The organism is Sphingobacterium bovisgrunnientis (genome assembly GCF_009829085.1).
Lineage (GTDB): Bacteria > Bacteroidota > Bacteroidia > Sphingobacteriales > Sphingobacteriaceae > Sphingobacterium > Sphingobacterium bovisgrunnientis.
Genome location: NZ_WUQY01000042.1, coordinates 1 through 20,850 on the forward strand (window position 1 = coordinate 1; position 20,850 = coordinate 20,850).

Sequence of the window (20,850 nt, forward strand, 5' to 3'; positions counted from 1 at the left end):
TTAACGGTTTTCAAGACCGCCGCATTCGACCACTCTGCCAGCTCTCCGCCACAAAAGTAGAAATTCTAACTAGATCTACAAAACTTATTTTGCGCTTGTATCTTTACACCTTGAAAATGAGCCTAATTAATTTGATTTTGCTGTTTTGCTAAATAAAACCACATTGAAATCTTTTCTACCTTTGGCATTATTTCGTTATTTTGTACTATGATTTCGTTCGCAAACGCAAAAATAAATTTAGGATTATCTATCACCGAAAAACGTCCAGATGGTTATCACAACATTGAAACAATATTTTATCCAGTAAAGATGTATGATGTATTGGAATTTGGTGAAGCTGATACATATTCTTTTGAAGCTTTTGGTATAGATATTCCAGAGGATGGGGTTAACTTATGCACGAAGGCTTATCAAATTTTAAAAAAAGATTTTCCAGCAATCCAACCAATTTCTATTAAACTACTCAAGAATATTCCTGTAGGGGCAGGCTTAGGAGGTGGGTCTTCTGATGCTGCCTATGTGTTAAAAGCAATCAATGATCTTAATAAGTTAGGATTAAACGAAGAACAATTGCAACAGTATGCCAGTAAATTAGGAGCTGATTGTTCTTTTTTTATTTCAAACAAACCTGTATTTGCAGAAGGAATAGGTACAGAATTTAGCGAAGTAGAGGTTGACTTATCTGCGTATTACATTGTGATTATTAAACCTGAAATTCATATTTCTACAGCTGAAGCGTATAGCAATATTACGCCTCAAGTACCAAAAGTAGATTTGCGTAGAGCTATTAAATTACCTATACAAGAATGGAAATACTATATTACGAATGATTTCGAATTAGGAATTTTTGAAAAATATCCTTTGATTCAAGATATAAAAAACAAACTCTATGAAAAAGGCGCATTGTATGCCGCTATGTCTGGTTCTGGTTCATCCGTTTTTGGGATATTCGAAGACAAAATCAAACTTGACGAATTGAATGAACTAGGCAAGCTTTATTATCCTACAGAACTATAAGAATACAAAAAACAGAAGAAGTAATATGCACTACTTCTTCTGGATAATATAAAGTTTACCTGCATCTGTAACGGTATACAATTCGCCATTTTTACCCTCTACCACATCACGGAAACGTTCTGCTTCACGAGATAGAAGCCTTTCTTCGCCGACAACCTTATTGTTACTAATCACCAGACGAGATATGTGAGTGCTGCTCAATCCTGCAATAAATAAATTGTTTTTCCATTCTGGAATACCTTTTCCCGAATAAAAAGTCATGCCTGAAGGGGACAAAACGGGATCCCAATAGTATATTGGTTGTTCCATTCCTTTTTTTGCTTGTATTGTTGGCTCACCAATCTGCTTACCTGAATACTCGATGCCGTATGTTATCACTGGCCAACCGTAATTTTTAGCAGGTCTAATAAGATTTAACTCGTCACCACCACGTGGGCCAAATTCTGCTGCCCATAGTGTGCCATTGCTAGGGTGAAAAGCAATTCCTTGAGGATTACGGTGTCCGTATGAATAGATTTCAGGCAAGGCGTTTTTGTTGTTTGCAAAAGGATTATTTGCAGCTGGCTTACCATCTTTCGTTATACGGATTATCTTTCCTAAAGAACTTTTTAGGTCTTGAGCCAATACCCTTGTCGATTGATCCGAACGCTCGCCAATAGTTACTAATAAATTACCTGACTTATCAAAAACCAAACGTCCACCATAATGTAATGCACCGCGATGGGTATGAGTAGAACGGTATATGACTTTAGCATTTTGCATTGATTTTTCATCTTTAGAGAGGGTACCTTTAGCTACGGCAGTATGGTTTCCGTTAGTACCGGCTTCCGTAAATGCCCAATATACAGTTCTATTCGTTGAGAATTGTGGATCCAAAACTAAACCTAATAAACCGCCTTGAGCGCGTGCATCTACTTTTGGTAGTCCTGCGATCGTTTCACTGATATTTCCAGCAGCATTGACGATTCTCATATTACCTTCCTTTTCGGTTATTAATAATTTGCCTTCTGACAATACAGCAATTCCCCATGGAGATTTCAATTTATTCGTCATGACCTTGAAGTCATAGGCAGTTTTTGTTTTTACACCACCGATTCTAGTTTGTCCTGCGAATGCTGGTTTATAATTTGTATTCGCTTTATTCTTTTCAACAGGAGCAATTGTGTCTTTTTGTACTAAAGGCAAGAGAATAAATGTAGTATGCTGAGGTATTGATGATGAAGATAATAGGAGTGTAGTTGCTACACTAGTTGTGAGTATTAGGTTTTTCATAAATTAATTTTTGTTGTCCAAATTTATTAAAAAGAGAACAGATAAAAAGTCATTTGTTTATTCCCAATTTCCGAAAAACAAGAAAAGCCCTTTAATTCTTGTGATTAGAAGACTTTGCTTTGTATTGTAAAGAATATTTTACGCTAAATGATGCTTATTTTTTGCCAATGCTGTATAATTTTCCGCCATCAGTGACAGCTAATAACTCACCATTAATGCCTTGAACTACATCACGGAATCTTTCACCTTCTTTAGCTAATAGACGCTCTTCACCCACTACTTTATTGTCTTTGATGACAATTCGTGCAATGTGTGTACTGCTTAACCCTCCGATGAAAAGATTGTTTTTCCATTCTGGAATAGCATCACCCGTATAAAACGTCATTCCTGCAGGAGATAAAACTGGATCCCAATAATAAACGGGCTGTTCCATACCTTCTATAGCCTGTATTGGTGGATTGCCAATTTCTTCACCACCGTATTCAATGCCATAAGTAATTGTTGGCCAGCCGTAATTTTTACCCGCCTCCACACGATTCAATTCGTCACCACCGCGTGGTCCAAACTCCGATTCCCATAGATCTCCAGTCTCTGGATGAAATGCGATACCTTGCGGATTACGGTGTCCGTATGAGTAGATTTCTGGTAAAGCATCTGCCTTGCCCGCAAACGGATTGTCACTTGCTGGTTTACCATCTTTCGTGATGCGAATCAATTTCCCTAAGGTAGATTTTAAATCTTGTGCTAATGCTCTCGTAGGTAAATCAGAACGCTCACCACTTGTCACAATCAAATGCCCTGTTTTGTCAAATATTAAACGACCGCCGTAGTGTAGCTTGCCCTTATACGTTGGTGTCGTACGATAAATTACGGTCACGTCTACTACCGATTTCTCGTCATTTCCCAAGCGACCTTTAGCCACAGCTGTATGATTTCCGCCAGATACGGGTTCCGTGTACGCCCAATAAATTGTTTTGTTACTCGCATATTCTGGATCTAATGTGATACCTAACAAACCACCTTGACCGTCATTGTCTACCTTTGGTAACCCATTAATGGCTTCGCTCAACGTGCCATCATTCGTCACTAGACGCAATACACCTTCTTTTTCGGTAATCAAAAATCTACCGTCAGGAAGAACTGCAATACCCCAAGGGGATTTCAATTTATTGGTAATTACTCTACTTTCATAAGGTGTAGTCGTTTTTACCCCAGCTATACGTGTCTGCCCTTCGAAGGCAGGCTTGTAATTTGTGTTTGCTTTTCCGGTTTCTACTGGAGGAAGCGTGTCTGTCTGCTGTGTCGTTTCTTCTCCTTTTGTATTATTCTTGTTGGTACAAGATGACGCAATAATAGTAGATGCAAATATTGCAGTATAAAAAAGTTTGTTCATATTAAATGTTAAGTTTTGTAGGCTAAGATATTAAATTTATAGTAATACTCTTTATCATAAACATTTAAACTCTTGAAAAGTTCTTAATTAAGAACAATAAAAAGTAAGCCAATATTATTTATTATCTTGTAATAAATCTGATAATTCATGAACCATAAAGCAACCCTTAAGGAAATAGAAGAACGTTTTGATAATGATGTGACACGTTTTTCGAACTTGGAGACTGGGCAGTTGACCACTTTGGATGCCAAATTCAACATGGAACTTATCACAGAGGGTGTTGTTCGAAGCAATCCCAATGTACAACATGTATTAGATATTGGTTGTGGTGCTGGTAATTATGATATTAGTCTTTTGCAACGGAAGTCGCCTTTACATATCACGTTATCAGATTTAAGTCAGCCAATGCTTGATAAAGCTAAGGAAAGGGTAGATGCTGTAAATTTCGGAGGTTCTTGTAAAATGATAAAAGGAGATTTTAGGAATATTAATGTTGCAGATGAATCTTTTGATGTTATTATTGCAACAGCTACATTACATCACCTTCGTGATGATGCGGATTGGGAAAATACCTTTGCAATGCTGTATCGAAAATTGAGGAAGGGTGGAAGTATATGGATATTCGATTTAATAAAGCAAGATTCTGACTTATTGCAAGAATTTATTTACAAGGTTCGTTATGGTGACTACTTAGTTTCATTGAAAGATGAAGCTTATCGCGATCATGTTTTTGATTACATTGACAAAGAAGATTCTCCACGAAGCTTGATGTACCAACTGGATTTATTGCGCAAGGTCGGTTTCTCGAAGGTGGATGTGCTGCATAAGAATTTGTGTTTTGCGAGTTTTGTAGGTGTGAAGGAGTAATTTCTCGCAAGAGCCGCGAATGTCTTTTCCTTTTGTCTTGTCAAAAGGATGCAAAGGAAGGCTGACAGCCGAGCTCAGCGAAGCTAAATCGTGTCGCTGAAAAATTTTGACTGTGTTGGTTACTGCCTCCACCTACTTGTTGTCAAAATATTATTACGCGACATTTTAAGTGTTTGTAAGGATTTTGCTTTTTATCTTCTGATTAGATTTCTTCTTCTTGCTACATCGCGATGACATACCTCATTATTATTCTGACGGTAGGAAGAATCTAAAAAAAGAAATTTTATATTGCCTTTTAGTATATTTAAACTAAATGAAGCATTTCGATAAATCTAAACTTGTCAATAAGACAAACATGGAATTAGAAGTATATATCAATGAGCCTGAAAAATTTGAATCGGAAGCTGTTGAGTGTGCTGTTCATATTTTGGAGGATCGAGGATATAGATTATCAGAAATTGAATTGGAAAGTATAGCAAGAAAGCAAAATGCTAATCAAAAAATTAAATTAGAACTTGGTAAAGAATATTTTTGGGCATCCAATTTATTATTTCTCCTTTTACTAGTTAATGTATGTTTGTTATTCCATTTAGTTAGTTATGATTTTAGGATATTTGTTCATTTAGTATTTTCAATTCCACATATTGTTATTTTTATTTGTGCTATCTTATTAAGAATTTCAAAGAGAATAAAATATTTTATCCCTTTGTTGTTTTTCCCTATAGCATTTAGCCATATTATAAACACATTTACTGAAAAACCTGGCGCATTTGAAAATACACTTATGTATTCGCAATATATAATTTGGTGTATCACTAATATAATATTATTTACAAAAAAATCCCCAACTAGCTAAGCTAATTGGGGATTCAAATATATACTAATGTATGTCTTATTTCTTTACCTTGTACATTTCTTCGCGTTGCGCTTTTACAACATCCGAATTGATGTATTCGTCGTAAGTCATCAACTTATCAATGATACCGTTTGGTGTTAATTCGATGATACGATTCGCAACAGTTTCAGTTAACTCGTGGTCACGAGAAGTGAACAACATCGAGCCTTTGAAATCTTTCATGCCATTATTCAATGCTGTGATTGATTCCAAATCCAAGTGGTTGGTTGGTTCGTCGAAGATTAAGAAGTTAGCACCTTGCAACATCATTTTGGAGAACATACAGCGCATTTTTTCACCTCCTGATAATACAGAAACTTTTTTCATCACTTCTTCACCAGAGAACAACATCTTACCTAAGAAACCACGGATAAATTGCTCATCAGCATCAGGTTTTGTAGTATAGTTACGTAACCAATCTACTAGGTTTTCGTTATTACCATCAAAGTAAGACGAATTATCCATTGGCATATCCGTAGGAGTGATGGTTACACCCCATTTGAATTCACCTGTATAATCTTTGTCACGTCCAGTAAGGATTTCGTAGAAAGCCGTAGTAACCAAATTATTTTGACTCAATACAGCAATTTTATCGCCTTTATTCATCATGAATGTGATGTCCTTGAAGAATACTTCACCATTCACTGTTTTACTCAGACCTTCAACATTTAAGATTTGATCTCCAGGCTCTCTATCATACGTGTTAAACATGATAGCAGGATACTTACGATTCGAAGGCTTGATCTCATCAAGATTGATTTTATCTAAGGCTTTCTTACGTGAAGTCGCTTGTTTTGATTTGGAAGCATTTGCAGAGAAACGACGAATAAATTCTTGTAACTCTTTTACTTTATCTTCCATTTTCTTGTTTTGGTCAGTACGTTGTTTCAATGCCAACTGCGATGATTCATACCAGAATGTATAGTTACCGGAATAAATAGTCATCTTACTGAAATCGATGTCCACGATGTGCGTACATACATGGTCTAAGAAGTGACGGTCATGGGATACGACCAATACGATAGCTTCATAAGACGCTAAGAAATCTTCTAACCAAGCAATGGTATTGATATCCAAATCGTTGGTAGGCTCATCCAAAATCAAAATATCTGGTTTACCAAAAAGCGCTTGTGCTAATAACACACGTACTTTCTCGTTACCATCTAATTCTTTTAATTGTTTGTAGTGTTGGTCTTCTTTGATACCTAAGTTGCTCAATAGGGTAGCGGCATTACTTTCCGCATTCCAACCATCCATTTCAGCAAATAAGCTTTCTAATTCACCTGCACGTTCACCATCAGCGTCAGTGAAATCTTCTTTCATATAGATTTCATCTTTTTCTTTCATGATTTTGTACAGTTCTTGATTTCCGATCATCACGGTCTCAAGCACACTGAATTCATCAAATTCATAGTGATTTTGCTTCAATACAGACATGCGCTCACCTGGTGTGAATGCTACAGAACCTGTACTAGGGTCAATTTCACCCGATATAATTTTTAAAAAGGTAGATTTACCAGCACCATTAGCACCAATAATACCGTAACAATTTCCAGAAGTAAATTTTAAATTAACATCTTCGAATAGCACACGTTTGCCAAAACGAAGAGATAGATTGGATACATTAATCATGGGGGCAAAGATACAGTTTTATTCATTAATATGTATACGTGTAAAGTACCTGCAATGTAATTTATTACAGTGTGATAGCGGTTAAATTTGTATAGTTTATAAGCGATTAATTTTGCAAACTATTAAATATACATTAGTTTAGAAGACGTTTTAACGGTTTCATAGGATGAAAAAGAACAAGATATATGCAGATGAGTTTGTTTCCAAGTTTATGGAAGGGAGCTTACAGCATCTGAAGTATATCCAAACTCCAATCAAAATATTCGCTTTAAAGGATATTGCTCCCTATTTAAGAACGCCAATTCCACCGATATTTTTCGGTTATAATTTATTAATACATCTTACAAAAGGATCTTTTCAACACCAGATCGAATCCACACAGTTTTTAGTAAAAGCCCCAGCCGTAATAATAGCTAACTATGGACATATTTCTGCTATTAGCGATGTAGACAAGAATGCAGAGGGACATTGTGTGCTGATCAAAGAGCAGGCTATGACTTCGATTTTGCGGGATCAAGAGACCTTGAATATTTTTAATATTGCTCCATTGCTCAATTTGAATCTTGAAGAAAGTAGAGATTTGGACGCTATGTTGCAATTGTTGTATAAAGAAATTTACGATCAAAATCCGTATCAGTCCTATTACGAAAGTATTTTTAAAACCATCCTATTAAAGATTATCAAACTTTCGGATGCGAATACCACTCTTCAGCGTAATCAAGAAATTGCAATAGCTTTTAAACAATTGGTTTACTTGGATTTTTTTAAAGAAAAGTCTGTTACATATTACGCAGATAAATTATCCGTGTCTACCAATTACCTCAATCGTTGTGTTTCAGGAGTTTTTAATAAGTCTGCTAAGCAAGTCATATTGGAAGTGGCTATTATGCATAGCCAGTTGCTTTTGGTCGAAACGAATAAACCTATAGCAACAATAGCGTATGAATTGGAATTTGAAGACCCTTCTTATTTTACTCGATTATTTAAAAAACTTGTAGGTATTACTCCTAAGGAATACCGGAATAGGACAATGTAAAAAACTGTTAATGCACGATTTGTCCTGTTATTTGTTCTGTTTTTAATAGTTAGTACCTCTCTTATCGGTTAATTTTACGAATGTAAGTGCAGTTGCACTATTTGCACTATGAAAAACACACTGAACATAAAAGAATTAAATTACAAAAGATATGAGTCAATTAGTTGAGCAAGCAGATTTTAAGACATACATTGCTGACTTTTCAAAACATTTACGCGAACTATTTAGAAACGAATATGATTTCAATAAAATAAGTCTAAGTCGCGATTTACCGCCAGAATTTAGAGCAAAGATTATGTCTAAAAATCCATTGGCGGTAGCTATACCGGAGCTACATGGTGGTCGAGGAGTAAATGTAAAAGAATGTTTGGGAGTACTTGCTGCAGCTTCATACGAGTCATTGTCATTGTCTTTGATCTTTGGTATAAACATCGCGTTATTTCTAGAGCCATTAGCTAAATACGGTAACTACAATGTTCAAGAGCGTATTTTCAAAAAATTCTTGGAAGAGAAAGCAATGGGTGGTTTGATGATTACCGAAAAAGCTTATGGAAGTGATGCGCTAAATATGAAAACTTCCTTTCAAGAAATTGATGGGGGGTATAAAATTAATGGCGAAAAACATTGGCAGGGCTTAAGTGGTGCAGCTGATTTTTGGTTAGTGACCGCACGTAAAGCAAATGATAACGGTGATTTAGCACGGGATATAGATTTCTTCGTAACAGATGATAAAAATCCTGCGCAGCACATTCCAATGGTGGAACGTTATAATAATTTAGGATTGTATGCGATTCCTTATGGGGTCAATCAAATAGATATTACTGTTCCTGAAGAACAAAAATTACAGCCCGAAAGTACAGGTTTGAAATTGATGTTAGATATGTTGCACCGTAGTCGTCTCCAATTTCCAGGTATGGGATTAGGATTTATCAAACGTCTAATGGATGAATCATTGGCACACTGCCAAAATAGAATAGTTGGTAATGCTCCTTTAGCGAATTTGGATGCTGTCAAATTTCAACTTTCACGTATTCAAGCAGCATATACTATTTGCTCAGGAATGTGTCACTATAGTACTTCAAATAGTGGTATTGATAAAGATTTGGCTACGGCTGCCGTTGAAGCCAATTCATTGAAAGCATTGATTACTGATTTAATGCAAGAATCAGCTCAAATTGCTTTGCAGTTAGCAGGTGCAAATGGTTATCGTTTGGATCATATTGCTGGAAGAGCAGTAGTTGATAGCAGACCTTTCCAAATTTTTGAAGGTTCCAATGAGATGCTTTATGGACAGATCGCTGATTCTATTTTAAAGCTAATGCGTAAATCAAAAGAAACAAGTTTAGCTAATTTCTTGTCGACTTATACCAATACAAAAGATAGCATTCCTTACTTTGCGAACATATTAAACTTCTCAATTGACTCTGCAGTCAACCAGCGTGACGCAATTACTTTAGGTCGTATTATTGCGCGTGTGATTAGTTTCCAATTTGTGTTGCATATGAATGGATTTAATTCAGAACTAATTGAGTTGACTCGTCAACATATGGTCACGGACATCACAATGTTGGTAGGTCAATATTTATCAAAAAATACAGCTAGCCCAATTTTTGAATACCATGAAAATTCAGATTGGATGAATTTTGCCTAGTTATTCATAAAAATTAGGAAAGGGTAGAAAATTAAAACTTTCTACCCTTTCTTTTTTAATGTAAATACTGTTATTTCTGGTCTTACATTCCACCTGACGCGAATGGAATGCCCTAAACCTTTGTTTATATATAATGTTCTTCCGTTAGATAGGTGTTTCAAACCTTCATCATAATTTTTATTATCAACAGGAATAATACTGGCTTTAGAAAAGGGGAGACGTACTTGGCCGCCGTGCGTATGTCCAGATAAAATCCAACCATCATACCCGTTCCAAACATCTAGATCACATACATCTGGATTATGCACCAAAACAAGATTAGCTTTTTATCGCTTATATAAATCCATTGCAATGTCTGGATAAAAATTAGTCCCCCAATAATCATCTATACCAATTACATTGAGCCCATTTATATTCAAATTTGTATTGCGTAAAACAGTAAATCCGTTATTGACAAGTATCTGAACTAAGGAATCAGCTCCGGGAACCATTTCTGGCAAGTATTCCGTAATCATGATTTCCTAGAATTGCTACAGTTGCTAACTTTCCTTTTGGTGAATATTCAAGAATTTTTTGTAACTGATCAAATGGAGCTTGATTAATATTTACAGCACTTATATAATCACCTGTGAAAACCAAAATATCAGGATTTATATCACTTATTTTTTTAAATTGTTTAATTATATACTCTTCGTCAACCGTTTCACCAATGTGTATGTCCGAAATCTGCACTATCTTTTTGTCTACCAATGATTCTGGGAGATTTTTAATAGGCATAACGTAATGATTCCATTCCACCCAACGCGGTTCGATGCGCCAAATGTATACACCAAGTGATAGTGAAATTATTAATAATGCTATGAAGATTATAATTATTTTTTTCAAGGTTTTGGACTTAATATTCAGTTAAATATTTACATTTTTTCTAAATTTAATATAAAGCTGTAAATATCTCTAATTTTAACCAGTCAATTAATGGTCTTAGATCCTAAAATTCGTTTTAATGCTTATCATCTTAAAATGATTGCATTAATTACAATGTTCTTGGATCATTTCGCTCGTATAATTTATCCTGATTTATATATACTGAAGGTGGTAGGAAGACTTGCGTTTATTTTGTACGCTTTCTTATTAGTGGAGGGGTTTACGCATACTAAAAGTAGTAAACACTATTTTTTTCGTTTGTTAATTTTTGCTCTACTTTCAGAGATTCCTTATGATCTAGCCTTTGGCGGTCAATGGTTTGATACTTCGCGACAAATATATTCTTCACCTTGCTAGGAGGATTATCAGGGGTAATGGTAATAGATTCAAACAAAATATCCTCTGATGTGAAGATATTGCTTATCGTAGCGTTGGTCACAGCAGCTAATCTTTTTCATTTTGATTACTATTATTTGGGGGTTCTACAAGTTGTTTGTTTTTATGTGTTTCGGACGAATGTACTGAAGCAATTTCTTACTGTGGGGATTTTAAACTTATTATACATGTTTAGGATATCCACGCAATCGGCGGCAATTCTAGGCCTATTGCCTATTTATTTATACAATGGTGAGCGCGGCAAGAAAACTGGTATAGTATTCTACATATTCTATCCAGCACATTTATTCGTATTCTGGATTATCAAAAGGTAATTTGTTGGCTAGTTTTTTTACCTTACTTGGATATCTTTCGATGAATTGAAGAACCAATGAGTTCATATAGTAGTTACTTACGCACTTGTCTTCGTCATTAATTACATCTTCATAATCTCTAATGTCTAAATCCACATTAAAATAACCAAAAGCATGTAAATTGTTATTTTTGAAGAGTATATAGGATTTTTCGTCCAAATGTCTACCTTGATCAATCACTAGAAAAGATTGCGATTCCATTTTAACTTTTTCTAAAGCTAGTTCGACTTTTTCATTGTGTTCAACCGACGATGGGAGAGTGCTATAGTCTAACTTTGGTTTAGATTCACTGTGTACGCTGTAGAAGTAACACAATTTATTGTCTAGTTCGAATTCCTCCATCAGTTGCAAAAGCATTTGATTGGCTTCGTAAGGACGCTCGAAGTGCTGTACAGCGCTCGCATGTTTGTCATAAGGTGAAACGATAAGGCGTACGTAATCATTCTGATCCGTATATTGAATCAATGAAAATTTTGGTTCAAACTTTTTCAAAGCACGATTGTGCGTTGGCCAATGCTGCTTGATTAGCTTACATTCGGTGAGCAAAGACATTAACTCCGTTCCAGTTTCGATGTAATCAATATGATGTATATCATTGATAAAAGCTTGTCTTTTTTGTGTTCCATTTGTTCCCGAAAAATGACTTAACACTCTTTTTTGAATATTTACAGCTTTGCCTACATAAATAATTTTGCCTACTGCATTATGAAAGATATATACGCCAGTTGTTTCGGGCAGTTTAAGGAAATCTTCCTCATTGATATGTGTTGGCAGGCGGTGTTCTTTAGTTTTTCGTAGCGTACTTTCAATCAGCTTCTCCTTGTCCTCTCGTACGAGTTTTTCAAAAAGTGTCACAGTTGCTTCCGCGTCTCCCATAGCGCGGTGTCTATCGTGAATTCGTATGCCAAGATTTTGACACAATTTCCCTAAACTGTAGGAAGATTGATTCGGAATTATTTTGCGCGAAAGTCGGACAGTACACAATTTGGGAGTGCGCCACGAATAGCCAGCATTTTTTAATTCTTCGACGATAAATGAATAATCGAAATTGACGTTGTGTGCGACAAAAATTCGCTTGTGTAATAATTCATAAACAGTGGATGATATATCTTTAAACGTCGGCGCATCTTCCACCATTTCATTTGTAATGCCAGTCAAGGCTTGAATATGAAAGGGAATTGGAGAATTGGGATTTACTAAGGATTGAAATTTCTCTAAAATATGCGTTCCATCGTGGATGACAATTGCTATCTCTGTTATTTTATTCCCTGCTGCATACGAACCAGTCGTCTCAATATCCACAATCGCATATTCCATACGACAAAAGTACAAACAAGTTTTTGATTAGAGAATTATCAATAAGATAGAAGCAATGATTACCAAAGCGATAATTATGTGTCGGAAGGTTTTTTCGGGTAAAACTTTAATAATTTTAATTCCAATAAATCCACCCAAGAGAATAAAGGGCAGAGCCATAAGATTCAATATAATTCCTGCCCAAGTAATATTGTGCCACACAAATACTTGAAGTGGGATCTTACTCAAATTTAAAATGAAAATAAACCATGCAGATGTAGCTGCAAAAGCAATTTTATCTAAACGCTTTGAAAGCATATAAACAGAAAGGGCAGGTCCAGCCGCATTGCCTATCATCGTAGAAAAACCCAATATAAATCCAAATAGCGGCGAATACCATTTTTTATTAGTCAATAGCTTCTGTTTTTCTAAAGATGATTTTTCCATCCAAAGCATAATGAAAACGCCAACTATTATGCAGATTCCAATACAGATTTTAAAAGTCTTATCGTCGATGTAATTTCCCAAAAATAACCCTACGAAAAGCCCAAAGAAAGCTAGCGGTAAAAGTTTTTTGACTTCATGCCACAGAAATGCTTTTCGATAATAGATTACAGCCACCAAATCTGCAAAACAAAGCAGAATTAGCACAATTCCTGTAGAATATTTTGCCCCGAAAAGTAAAGCAAAAAGAGGCACAGCTAATGTTCCAATGTTTTGAATTCCCGTTTTGGAAATACCAATCAACATGGCGCACGTAAAATACAACGCCCAACCATAAGGACTTGAAATCAATTGCAGTGCCTCTTCCATTTTAAGATTTTAGTATATCAAGAACCTTTGCAGCATTGATCTCTGAATAATCATTAATGTAATAGTCGCATTTCGGTAATTGTTCTTTCGTATGCGAACTTAATACAGCTACTACTTTCATTCCTGCATTTAATCCTGCAGTGACACCAGAAAACGAATCTTCAAAGACCACACAATTACTTGGCTCAACACCTAATCTGGCAGCTGAATTTATATAAACTTCAGGATGTGGTTTATGCAAAGTCACATCTTCACTAGCCATTAAGGATTGCATTTGCTCACGAATACCTAATTGATCAATTATCATATCCATATTTGCTCGTGGAGCTGAGGTGCATACCGCGGTTTTGAAATTGTTGGCTTTCAGATCCGCTAAAAATTCTTTGTAATGGGGTATAGTTTCTACTTTATCTTTATAGATATCGCGAAACAATTGCTCCTTTTCATTTTCTAATTGAAGTAGTTCTTCACCATGTACTGGTCTTTTGAAAAAGTAAGTCATGATGTGACTGTTGTGTTTTCCATACATATGATCTTCAAACTCTTGCTCTGTGTATGGAATTTGGTATTTGTCAAAAAAAGCTTCGAATGCTTTAGCGTGATGCGGATTGGTATGGCAGATTACACCATCCATATCAAATAATACGGCATATTGATTCATGGGGCAAATATAGCTATAAATTAAGGCTATAGCGTCATAATTGTGTGTAAGTTATTTGATGATAATCGGACATAATTATTATTTTTGGCAATGCCAATAAAAAACTTTCTAACAATAATTATAGCCATACTTTTTGTAGCCTGTGATAATGATGTGTATGAGACACACACCAAGCAAGGTGAATTTACCATTACCAAGATAAAACGAAGTGGTAAAAGAAATCTTCGCGGATTCTATGTCGAAGGATTTGAAAAGAAAGTCAAATACAGTGAAATGCGAAATGGAAAATACAATGTAGGCGATAAAGTTCAATTGAATTATGATTCTGTAATTAATAAAAACAAAGGAACTTATAAGCTAGTATTGCAACGCAGAATAGAAGTCGAAAAATAGTTTAATTAAATACCCATCATTTTATAAGCTTGTTCAATATATTGATAGAAAGCCCCTTGAGGATCTTGTTTGTTCTTCTTATCATGCAAATGACCTAATCGAACGATTAAAATATTATCCGCCGGAATAGAAATAACAAATTGCCCTAAATGACCATCCATATAGAATACTTTTTTGCCTTTATATTCATTCAGCCACCAACTGTAACCATAATTTTGTGAATCCACAGCTGCTGGCGTTATTGAATTTTGCACGTAAGAAGAATCTAGAAGTTGCTTTTCACCCCAACGTCCATTTTGGGTATACAACTTTCCAAAACGTGCGAAATCGCGTGCATTACTTGCTATACAACAATATGTTTTTTCAACACCATCCTGAGGGGAGAATTGCCACATTGCATCATTTTCAGCGCCCATTGGCTTCCAAAAATGTTCGGACAAAAATTCTGATAGCGAAACAGGAAGGGCTTTTTCCAATACCATTCCTAGTAATTGCGTGTCACCGCTTTGGTATTTAAATTTTTGATTTGGTTTGTCCTTTATTGGCAATTCCAACATCGCTTTGCTGATATCTTTGTAAAAATATGCTTTAGTTGTAATTGAAAAAGGGGAATAGTATTTTTCATCCCATTGCAATCCCGATCGCATGGAAACTAAATCACGGATAGTTAATTCATCTGCGTATTCGCCTTGTAATTCGGGTAGATAGGTTTTTACTTTTTCATCCAAACTAATTATATAGCCTAGCTCTAAGGCTTTGCCTAATAGGGCAGCAGTAATGCTTTTGGCCATAGAAAATGAGTTCGTCAATGATTTTTCATTAAAACCATCGTAATATTTTTCAAACCAAATACTGTCATTCTTTATAATCAAATATGCTATACTTTTATTAGCAAGGTGAATAGAATCTAATATAGGTGTAGAACTTCTTTTATTATAATCTACGGATTGTGGCCAAGGTTGAGGTGTTCCTTTTTCGATCTTTCTGTTCTCAAAATATTTATAATCCTCCAAAAAAGCGGATGTATGTCCTGTCAAATAAACTGTACGTACAGCCTTGAGAATATAACCATTTCCTGTAAATAATAGACTTAAAGAAACAATTGTTATCAGCACAATAAAACTGCCAATTAGCCATTTGAGTATGTTGAGTATCATATATTCGGTTTATAAAAAATAAAGATACAGAATGTTTTAAAATAATGAGATTCAAATATTTTTTGAAAATTAATTTTATTTTGATATATTTATGATATCAAAATGATATCAAATTTTTAACACTTATAAATTATGGAAAAAGTTATTAAGCCTACCTCAGGATATTCTGCAATCGGAATTGGCATTGTCTTGTTATTAATGTCTGGTTACATTGTATATTTATCTGTCTTAAACGATCGACCAGGATTTATATTCCTCGGTATTCTAGTTTTTTTAGCCTCAGTTTTTATTTTTAAAGGAATTTTGATTGTGCATCCGAATCATTCACGTGTATTGAATTTCTTTGGTAGCTATGTAGGCACAATTAAGGAAAATGGATTGTTTTTTGTGAATCCATTGTATACAGCGACAAAAATGTCTTTGCGTTCGGAAAACTTACAAGGACAAACGTTAAAGGTTAATGATAAAATGGGTAATCCTATTGAAATCGGTGCGGTAATCGTTTGGAAAATTGGTGATACGTATAAAGCTGCGTACGATGTAGAACGCGTATTTGATTATGTGCGCGCACAATCCGAAGCTGCGGTTCGCCATTTGGCGGTGAGTTTTGCATACGATGATTTGGAAGATGATACGGCTGAAATTACCTTACGTAATGGTGGCGAAGAGGTAAATCACATTTTGGAAAATGAATTGACAGAGCGCTTATCAAAAGCTGGAATTGTCGTTCAGGAAGCTCGTATTAGCCACTTGGCTTATGCAGCAGAGATTGCCGGAGCGATGTTGCAAAGACAGCAAGCTGCAGCAATTGTAGCAGCGCGTGCAAAGATCGTTGACGGTGCTGTTGGGATGGTAGATATGGCGTTGAAAAAATTATCCGCTGAGAATATTGTGGAATTGGATGATGAGCGCAAAGCAGCCATGGTAAGTAATCTAATGGTGGTATTATGTGGTGAAAAAGCAGCACAACCAATTGTAAATACAGGTTCCTTGTATTAATAATAGGAGCATCAAAGCGATTTGATATGAAGAAAAAAAGTTTTGTGGTGCGGATAGATGAGGATACATTCAAGCTACTTGAAAAGTGGGCGCAGGATGAATTTCGTAGTGTCAACGGTCAAATTGAATTTTTACTACATGAAGCCCTGGTGAAGAGCAAGCGGAAAAAGAATAAGGAATAATAGTTTTTAAGAGAGATTTTCGAATCTCTCTTTTCGTTTATAGAAGGTATTCAAATTACTTAAAACAAAAATTTATTTTCAAAAATAGTTGGAATATAAATTTTTCGTTTTATATTAGTGTATTATTTAAATAGTACACTAGTATGATAGCTATTAAAAACTTAAATTTCAGTTATACCAAAAACAAACCAATCTTTTCAGATTTGAATCTAGATTTGGACACAGGACATATCTATGGACTTCTCGGTAAGAATGGGGCCGGAAAATCGACGCTTTTGAAGAATATAATCGGATTAGTATATCCCAATTCAGGCGATATTTTAATCCTTGGGCAGGACGTACAACAACGAAATCCATCATTATTGCAAGAAATTTGCTTTATACCAGAGGATTTATATTTACCTAATGTATCGGTAAAAAGTTACTTAAAATCAAATTCTTGCTTTTATCCGAATTTTGATGAGAGCTACTTTCAAACACTCTCTACCGAATTTCAGATTCCTGCGAATCAAAATTTAGGAAATATGAGTTACGGGCAGAAGAAGAAATTCTTGATTTCTTTTGGTCTTGCGACCAACACCAAAGTAGTCATTATGGATGAACCGACTAATGGATTGGATATTCCGTCCAAAGCACAGTTCAGAAAGGTTCTTGCAGCCGTAATGAATGAAGATCGTGTTATTGTGATTTCTACGCACCAAGTCCGTGATCTCGACAATTTGATTGATTCTGTCATTATATTGGATCAACATCGTATCGTGTTGAATGAATCCATTCAAACTATTGCAGATCGATTGCACTTTAAAAAAGTTACGGAATTGAGCCAAGATATACTGTATGCTGAACAAGGAATTGGTGCATACAATGTTATCTCAACGAATGCTGATTTTGAAGATTCGAAAATTGATCTTGAATTGCTGTTCAATGCTGTAACCGTAGAAAATGAAAAAATTACCAACCAATTTTAACCGCAGAATATGAATAATACATTTGATTTTAATCGTTTTAAATTGCTGATTGGTAGACAATGGCAATTTTATAAAAAGGAGTACTTTCTTATTGTTGGTGTTTTGCTGGCTATAATTCTTTATTTCTATGGAAATGAACTTTACAAAGTTATTAATGAAGGTGATATTGTTATGTATAACAATGATTTTAGATTCAGAATTCCTTTATTTATTATTCTAGGACTTCTTTATATTTCTTTAACAGCTAGTTCATATTTTAAAAATTACGGCAAATCGAATGCGGCTATAGCGGAGATATTAGTTCCAGCATCTAAATTAGAAAAATTTCTTGCAGGCATATTCTACACAGCAGGTTTAGGATTTGTGACATATTTACTTCTATTCCATATTGTAGATTATGGGTTTATGAATTACGTGCGATCATTTACGACAAGTACGACATCTTACATAGAAAATGGCAAAGAAATAGTACGCGATAACTTAAATTTCTTACACAAGGTGATATATATAGATCCAGTAAAATATTTTGTATTTCTACCGTTTACTATTAATGCGCTTTTCTTGCTGGGATCAATATATTTCAAAAATAAGCACTTTATCAAAACAATAGTATCTGTTGCAGTATATGCCGGACTTTGCTTTTTGCTAATTTATGGCATATACAGAGTATTCTTTTTAGGCCATATGCAATTAGAGGATAATGATCCTAGTGATCATAAGGATTTGATTAAATTTTTATTTGCTGCTCTGGGTTGGACTATAACTATTATTTTGTGGACAATCACTTATGTCCGATTGAAAGAAAAGGAGGCTTAATATGGATTTTAACCCGAATAAAGCAATTTATTTGCAAATAGTAGATCATATATGTGAAAATATTCTGCTAGGTACGTGGCCAATCGATTCCAAATTACCATCTGTGCGCGAGTTGGCTATTGAAATAGCCGTGAACCCAAATACAGTCATGCGTACTTATGATTTTTTGCAGCAGCAAGGTATTATTTCGAATAAGCGTGGTGTTGGTTTTTTTGTAACTACAGATTCTTTTTCACAAATAAAAAAGTATAAGAAAAAAGTCTTCGTGAAAGAAGATCTTCCTCAAGTTTTCAAAAATATCTATCTTCTTGATATCTCATTAGATGAGTTGAAAGAGAGATATGATGCTTTCATTATGGAAAATTATAAATCGAACTAAAATGAAATTAAGTAATAAATTATTAATAGGGCTTGGAGTAGGCTTATTTACACTTATTTTGAGCGGTGTCATCATAGCAAATACTGGTGGTGTAGATCAAGCAGAGTATTGGAAAAGCATAGAAAACGAAGCTAAAAATTTCAATTCAGAAAGCAAATATTTGAAGGGCAATAAGCTCAATACTTACAACAGTATAAAATTAAATAGTGAACACAGTAGAGGAGTGCAACTGCATTTAATTAAAGATGAGACATATGGATTCAAAAGTAATTCTGAGGCAAATGAGGTCGAAATTTCTAATGATAATGAAGGACTTGTTTTAAATTTTAAAACAAAGTCATATCATCACTTACATGTTTACTTGTACGCGCCTCATTTTGAGAATGTGACTTTGTCAAATTTAAATCTAGATGAGTTGGTTACATCAGAAGATTCATTGAAATTGAACATTCTAAATGCCTCATGGGGATCTTATAATATAGATAATGAAAGTTTAAAATCTTTGAATCTGAGTTTAACGAATTCGTCTATTGATAATACGCTAAAAATTGGGAAATTGGAAAATTTAAATCTAAAATTAACAAATTCAGCGATAAAACTTCAGCCATCCATACTTAAAGGTTTAGCCGTTCAGGCAGAGAACTCCAGATTCGCTATTGAAGAGCCAAATGGTCCTACAACAATCTCTAGTTTATCCGTTATTACACAAGGCAAATCAACTATTAGTCTGCCAACTAAAATTTCTGTAGACAAAATAGAAGGAAATCTTTCCGATAGTACATCTACAAATTTTCCTGTATTTCTGCTAAAGAATTTAATCAAGTAAAATTAAAATCTTCAAAACAATAAAGGCATCATTAACAAGATGCCTTTATTGTTTTAATCCCTTCTCAGGAATTCTCTGTCTTCATCCGATAAACCATCATTAGGCTTGTAAGGAGATTCGGTATAATTATCTTCATCTTGCGTAGGAATAGGAGGTTGGTACACCGGATTATTAATTCCGTATTCCGTAGGATGTTTTTTTCTACGTCTAAATAGTATTCCTCCTGTAATGACACCAAGAATAAAGAATATGCCTAATATTAATAGCTTGGAAGTACGGATATCGCCAAATAACCAAAAAGAACTTTCTTCTTTATTATTGAAAAGGATGATAGCTACAAGAGCTAAAAGTATAGCAGTGACTATTGATTTTGGACTCATATCAAAATACTATTTTATTGAGACACAAACATAACAAAAAAGGAGATAACCATGGGTTATCTCCTTTATATTTTGAGTGAATAACTAATTATTCAGCTACTACTTCGAAAGGAACTTGAACTTTCACTTCTTTGTGTAAGTTTAAGTTTGCGATGTATTCACCTACAGATTTAGGCTCTACTTCGAAAGTGATACGGCGACGGTCAACGTCATAACCTTGAGCTTTCAATGCATCAGCAATTTGGATGCTATTTACTTTACCAAAGATTTTACCAGACTCACCAGCTTTAGCGCCGATAGACAACTTAACGTTTTCTAATTTAGCAGCTAATTCAGTAGCATCTTTCTTAATTTTATCTTGTTTGAACTGAGCTTGTTTGATGTTCTCAGCCAACACTTTTTTAGCAGATGAAGTTGCTAATGTAGCAAATCCTTGAGGAATTAAGTAGTTACGGCCGTAACCTGGTTTTACTACTACGATATCGTCTTTCTCACCAAGGTGCTTAACATCTTGTTTTAATATAATTTCCATTTATCGTATCCT

The 20,850-nt window shown here is 34.8% G+C and carries 25 protein-coding genes; 14 read left to right on the forward strand and 11 right to left on the reverse strand.

All coding sequences use genetic code 11. The annotated features are described in order from the left end of the window. The first annotated feature begins 207 nt into the window (after positions 1-207). Positions 208-1,017, forward strand: a complete 810-nt coding sequence (gene ispE / locus GOQ16_RS15370; protein ID WP_160070101.1) for a 4-(cytidine 5'-diphospho)-2-C-methyl-D-erythritol kinase — start codon at positions 208-210, stop codon at positions 1,015-1,017. 30 nt (positions 1,018-1,047) lie between these two features. Here the strand turns inward: ispE and GOQ16_RS15375 are convergent, their stop codons facing one another. Together GOQ16_RS15375 and GOQ16_RS15380 are read right to left on the reverse strand one after the other, a co-directional pair. Beyond that, positions 1,048-2,289: a PQQ-dependent sugar dehydrogenase gene (locus GOQ16_RS15375; protein WP_160070102.1), complete on the reverse strand. Its 1,242-nt coding sequence runs from the start codon at positions 2,287-2,289 to the stop codon at positions 1,048-1,050. A 154-nt stretch (positions 2,290-2,443) separates the two neighbouring features. Then, complete coding sequence (locus GOQ16_RS15380) at positions 2,444-3,682, reverse strand: PQQ-dependent sugar dehydrogenase (protein WP_160070103.1); 1,239 nt, start codon at positions 3,680-3,682, stop codon at positions 2,444-2,446. A gap of 147 nt (positions 3,683-3,829) precedes the next feature. Here GOQ16_RS15380 and GOQ16_RS15385 point away from each other — a divergent pair, with 147 nt between their 5' ends. Together GOQ16_RS15385 and GOQ16_RS15390 are read left to right on the forward strand one after the other, a co-directional pair. Beyond that, a complete protein-coding gene (locus GOQ16_RS15385; protein WP_160070104.1) occupies positions 3,830-4,549 on the forward strand; it encodes a class I SAM-dependent methyltransferase in 720 nt (239 codons plus the stop codon). A gap of 355 nt (positions 4,550-4,904) precedes the next feature. Continuing rightward, positions 4,905-5,405: a hypothetical protein gene (locus GOQ16_RS15390; RefSeq protein WP_160070105.1), complete on the forward strand. Its 501-nt coding sequence runs from the start codon at positions 4,905-4,907 to the stop codon at positions 5,403-5,405. A gap of 36 nt (positions 5,406-5,441) precedes the next feature. On the opposite strand, the gene GOQ16_RS15395 is transcribed toward GOQ16_RS15390, so the two are convergent. Further along, positions 5,442-7,076, reverse strand: a complete 1,635-nt coding sequence (locus GOQ16_RS15395) for an ABC-F family ATP-binding cassette domain-containing protein (protein ID WP_160070106.1) — start codon at positions 7,074-7,076, stop codon at positions 5,442-5,444. A gap of 166 nt (positions 7,077-7,242) precedes the next feature. Between GOQ16_RS15395 and GOQ16_RS15400 the strand changes: the two genes are divergently transcribed. Both GOQ16_RS15400 and GOQ16_RS15405 read left to right on the forward strand, forming a co-directional pair. Next, positions 7,243-8,112 carry a helix-turn-helix domain-containing protein gene (locus GOQ16_RS15400; protein ID WP_160070107.1) on the forward strand — a complete coding sequence of 290 codons (870 nt, stop codon included), beginning with the start codon at positions 7,243-7,245 and terminating at the stop codon, positions 8,110-8,112. 151 nt (positions 8,113-8,263) lie between these two features. Next, positions 8,264-9,763: an acyl-CoA dehydrogenase family protein gene (locus GOQ16_RS15405; protein WP_160070108.1), complete on the forward strand. Its 1,500-nt coding sequence runs from the start codon at positions 8,264-8,266 to the stop codon at positions 9,761-9,763. A 41-nt stretch (positions 9,764-9,804) separates the two neighbouring features. On the opposite strand, the gene GOQ16_RS17700 is transcribed toward GOQ16_RS15405, so the two are convergent. Further along, on the reverse strand, positions 9,805-10,074 hold the full coding sequence (locus tag GOQ16_RS17700; protein WP_204987497.1) for a metallophosphoesterase family protein: 270 nt from the start codon (positions 10,072-10,074) through the stop codon (positions 9,805-9,807). Between the two features lie 163 nt (positions 10,075-10,237). Next, positions 10,238-10,648: a metallophosphoesterase gene (locus tag GOQ16_RS17705; RefSeq protein WP_204987498.1), complete on the reverse strand. Its 411-nt coding sequence runs from the start codon at positions 10,646-10,648 to the stop codon at positions 10,238-10,240. A gap of 135 nt (positions 10,649-10,783) precedes the next feature. Here GOQ16_RS17705 and GOQ16_RS18195 point away from each other — a divergent pair, with 135 nt between their 5' ends. Next, a complete protein-coding gene (locus GOQ16_RS18195) occupies positions 10,784-11,044 on the forward strand; it encodes a TraX family protein (RefSeq protein ID WP_369073902.1) in 261 nt (86 codons plus the stop codon). Positions 11,045-11,061: 17 nt separating this feature from the next. After that, positions 11,062-11,397 carry a TraX family protein gene (locus GOQ16_RS18055; protein ID WP_262886275.1) on the forward strand — a complete coding sequence of 112 codons (336 nt, stop codon included), beginning with the start codon at positions 11,062-11,064 and terminating at the stop codon, positions 11,395-11,397. On the opposite strand, the gene GOQ16_RS15425 is transcribed toward GOQ16_RS18055, so the two are convergent. Genes GOQ16_RS15425 through GOQ16_RS15435 form a run of 3 tightly spaced genes read right to left on the reverse strand, consistent with a single transcriptional unit; the run spans position 11,368 to position 14,206 of the window. After that, a complete protein-coding gene (locus tag GOQ16_RS15425; protein WP_160070111.1) occupies positions 11,368-12,753 on the reverse strand; it encodes an exonuclease domain-containing protein in 1,386 nt (461 codons plus the stop codon). The genes GOQ16_RS18055 and GOQ16_RS15425 overlap by 30 nt on opposite strands. Before the next feature lie 27 nt (positions 12,754-12,780). Beyond that, positions 12,781-13,545, reverse strand: a complete 765-nt coding sequence (locus GOQ16_RS15430; RefSeq protein WP_160070112.1) for a sulfite exporter TauE/SafE family protein — start codon at positions 13,543-13,545, stop codon at positions 12,781-12,783. A 1-nt stretch (position 13,546) separates the two neighbouring features. Continuing rightward, positions 13,547-14,206: an HAD family hydrolase gene (locus GOQ16_RS15435; protein ID WP_160070113.1), complete on the reverse strand. Its 660-nt coding sequence runs from the start codon at positions 14,204-14,206 to the stop codon at positions 13,547-13,549. Between the two features lie 90 nt (positions 14,207-14,296). Between GOQ16_RS15435 and GOQ16_RS15440 the strand changes: the two genes are divergently transcribed. Then, a complete protein-coding gene (locus GOQ16_RS15440) occupies positions 14,297-14,599 on the forward strand; it encodes a hypothetical protein (RefSeq protein WP_160070114.1) in 303 nt (100 codons plus the stop codon). A 5-nt stretch (positions 14,600-14,604) separates the two neighbouring features. Here the strand turns inward: GOQ16_RS15440 and GOQ16_RS15445 are convergent, their stop codons facing one another. Continuing rightward, entirely contained in the window at positions 14,605-15,756 is a 1,152-nt protein-coding gene (locus GOQ16_RS15445; protein WP_160070115.1) for a serine hydrolase domain-containing protein, read from the reverse strand. A gap of 132 nt (positions 15,757-15,888) precedes the next feature. Between GOQ16_RS15445 and GOQ16_RS15450 the strand changes: the two genes are divergently transcribed. The 6 genes from GOQ16_RS15450 (at position 15,889) to GOQ16_RS15475 (ending at position 19,926) form a co-directional block, all read left to right on the forward strand. Further along, complete coding sequence (locus tag GOQ16_RS15450; RefSeq protein WP_149915460.1) at positions 15,889-16,755, forward strand: SPFH domain-containing protein; 867 nt, start codon at positions 15,889-15,891, stop codon at positions 16,753-16,755. Between the two features lie 26 nt (positions 16,756-16,781). Further along, entirely contained in the window at positions 16,782-16,937 is a 156-nt protein-coding gene (locus GOQ16_RS15455) for a type II toxin-antitoxin system antitoxin (protein ID WP_149915459.1), read from the forward strand. A 143-nt stretch (positions 16,938-17,080) separates the two neighbouring features. Beyond that, the gene (locus tag GOQ16_RS15460) at positions 17,081-17,905 is read left to right on the forward strand and encodes an ABC transporter ATP-binding protein (RefSeq protein WP_160070116.1); all 825 of its coding nucleotides are present in this window, start codon (positions 17,081-17,083) and stop codon (positions 17,903-17,905) included. A 9-nt stretch (positions 17,906-17,914) separates the two neighbouring features. Beyond that, entirely contained in the window at positions 17,915-18,721 is an 807-nt protein-coding gene (locus tag GOQ16_RS15465; RefSeq protein ID WP_160070117.1) for a hypothetical protein, read from the forward strand. Position 18,722: 1 nt separating this feature from the next. Then, positions 18,723-19,100, forward strand: coding sequence for a GntR family transcriptional regulator (locus GOQ16_RS15470; protein ID WP_160070118.1), 378 nt, complete (start codon positions 18,723-18,725; stop codon positions 19,098-19,100). Between the two features lies 1 nt (position 19,101). Then, positions 19,102-19,926, forward strand: a complete 825-nt coding sequence (locus tag GOQ16_RS15475) for a hypothetical protein (protein WP_160070119.1) — start codon at positions 19,102-19,104, stop codon at positions 19,924-19,926. 53 nt (positions 19,927-19,979) lie between these two features. On the opposite strand, the gene GOQ16_RS15480 is transcribed toward GOQ16_RS15475, so the two are convergent. Both GOQ16_RS15480 and rplI read right to left on the reverse strand, forming a co-directional pair. Next, entirely contained in the window at positions 19,980-20,306 is a 327-nt protein-coding gene (locus GOQ16_RS15480) for an LPXTG cell wall anchor domain-containing protein (RefSeq protein WP_160070120.1), read from the reverse strand. 88 nt (positions 20,307-20,394) lie between these two features. Next, positions 20,395-20,838 (reverse strand): 50S ribosomal protein L9, encoded by a 444-nt coding sequence (gene rplI, locus GOQ16_RS15485; protein WP_149915453.1) that lies wholly within the window; start codon positions 20,836-20,838, stop codon positions 20,395-20,397. Between the last annotated feature and the right edge of the window lie 12 nt (positions 20,839-20,850).